Genomic DNA, 1,586 nt, shown 5'->3' with positions numbered 1-1,586 from the left:
AGGGTAACTCGTCATCAGCTCTCGGCCTTAAGATCCCGGATTTACCTAAGATCTCAGCCTACCACCTTAAACTTGGACAACCAACGCCAAGCTGGCCTAGCCTTCTCCGTCCCTCCATCGCAATAACCAGAAGTACAGGAATATTAACCTGTTTTCCATCGACTACGCTTTTCAGCCTCGCCTTAGGGACCGACTAACCCTGCGTCGATTAACGTTGCGCAGGAAACCTTGGTCTTTCGGCGTGGGTGTTTTTCACACCCATTGTCGTTACTCATGTCAGCATTCGCACTTCTGATACCTCCAGCAAGCTTCTCAACTCACCTTCACAGGCTTACAGAACGCTCCTCTACCGCATCACCTAAGTGATACCCGTAGCTTCGGTGTATGGTTTGAGCCCCGTTACATCTTCCGCGCAGGCCGACTCGACTAGTGAGCTATTACGCTTTCTTTAAAGGGTGGCTGCTTCTAAGCCAACCTCCTAGCTGTCTAAGCCTTCCCACATCGTTTCCCACTTAACCATAACTTTGGGACCTTAGCTGACGGTCTGGGTTGTTTCCCTTTTCACGACGGACGTTAGCACCCGCCGTGTGTCTCCCATGCTCGGCACTTGTAGGTATTCGGAGTTTGCATCGGTTTGGTAAGTCGGGATGACCCCCTAGCCGAAACAGTGCTCTACCCCCTACAGTGATACATGAGGCGCTACCTAAATAGCTTTCGAGGAGAACCAGCTATCTCCGAGCTTGATTAGCCTTTCACTCCGATCCACAGGTCATCCGCTAACTTTTCAACGGTAGTCGGTTCGGTCCTCCAGTTAGTGTTACCCAACCTTCAACCTGCCCATGGATAGATCGCCCGGTTTCGGGTCTATTCCCAGCGACTAGACGCCCTATTAAGACTCGCTTTCGCTACGCCTCCCCTATTCGGTTAAGCTCGCCACTGAAAATAAGTCGCTGACCCATTATACAAAAGGTACGCAGTCACCCAACAAAGTGGGCTCCCACTGCTTGTACGCATACGGTTTCAGGATCTATTTCACTCCCCTCTCCGGGGTTCTTTTCGCCTTTCCCTCACGGTACTAGTTCACTATCGGTCAGTCAGTAGTATTTAGCCTTGGAGGATGGTCCCCCCATATTCAGACAAAGTTTCTCGTGCTCCGTCCTACTCGATTTCATGACTAAGAGATTTTCGCGTACAGGGCTATCACCCACTATGGCCGCCCTTTCCAGAGCGTTCCGCTAATCTCAAAGCCACTTAAGGGCTAGTCCCCGTTCGCTCGCCACTACTAAGGGAATCTCGGTTGATTTCTTTTCCTCAGGGTACTTAGATGTTTCAGTTCCCCTGGTTCGCCTCTTGCACCTATGTATTCAGTACAAGATAACCATCTTATGATGGCTGGGTTCCCCCATTCAGACATCTCCGGATCAAAGTCTGTTTGCCGACTCCCCGAAGCTTTTCGCAGGCTACCACGTCTTTCATCGCCTCTGACTGCCAAGGCATCCACCGTATGCGCTTCTTCACTTGACCATATAACCCCAAGCAATCTGGTTATACTGTGAAGACGACATTCGCCGAAAATTCGCATGCTC

The 1,586-nt window shown here is 50.8% G+C and carries 1 rRNA gene; it reads right to left on the bottom strand.

The annotated features are described in order from the left end of the window. Positions 1 to 1,524, bottom strand: a 23S ribosomal RNA gene (locus BM132_RS27660); the annotation flags it as partial. Positions 1,525 to 1,586 lie beyond the last annotated feature (62 nt).

The sequence above is a fragment of the Pseudomonas sp. NFACC45 genome (genome assembly GCF_900113505.1).
GTDB classification, from domain to species: domain Bacteria; phylum Pseudomonadota; class Gammaproteobacteria; order Pseudomonadales; family Pseudomonadaceae; genus Aquipseudomonas; species Aquipseudomonas tehranensis.
This window is presented reverse-complemented; position numbering and strand designations above follow the sequence as displayed.